Consider the following 547-nt stretch of genomic DNA (forward strand, 5'->3'; position numbering starts at 1 on the left):
GGAGGGATCGAAGAACCCTTGATTGATGTGCTTGGCCGGTAATTTCTGGGTTTTGGCGATTTGATTGACGATTTTTGCGATGGCGTCCAGTCTGCGTTTTGAGCAGATTGGGAGTTGTCTCTCGCTGGATGGCTATGCGCTCGCGTTCAATCTTTCGAGGAAGAGGAGGCGGCGCATATTGTAGACGATATTGGCGAGCCCGATCCTCATGGTGGCTCGACTGATACCGACAGTCCGGACAAACAGCCCCGTCTGTGACTTCTGATCGGCAAAGACATGCTCGACACGCGAGCGGATGACCGACTTTCCAGCATTTGATTTCTGGATATGCCGGGGCATAGGCTTGAGATGCGGCTTTTTGCGATGAACCTTGGAGACAAAGCCCTGCTTTTCCATGAAGTCTTCGTTGGCTTTTGAGCGATAGGCCGTGTCGGCCCAGACACTTGAGGCCGTATTGGTTTTATCCAGAAGCCCCTCTCTCAATCGCGCGCCATCACTGGCAGCGGCATGCGTTGTTTTCCATTTGCGGATGAACCGGTATTTCCGA

General features: G+C 53.0%; 1 protein-coding gene. It reads right to left on the reverse strand.

The window, feature by feature from the left end; genetic code table 11:
- Positions 1 to 132: 132 nt before the first annotated feature.
- A partial coding sequence (locus tag GXY01S_RS16850; protein WP_156470360.1) for a transposase occupies positions 133 to 547 on the reverse strand: 415 nt, incomplete at its 5' end.

Source organism: Komagataeibacter xylinus NBRC 15237 (assembly GCF_001571345.1).
Taxonomy (GTDB): domain Bacteria; phylum Pseudomonadota; class Alphaproteobacteria; order Acetobacterales; family Acetobacteraceae; genus Komagataeibacter; species Komagataeibacter xylinus.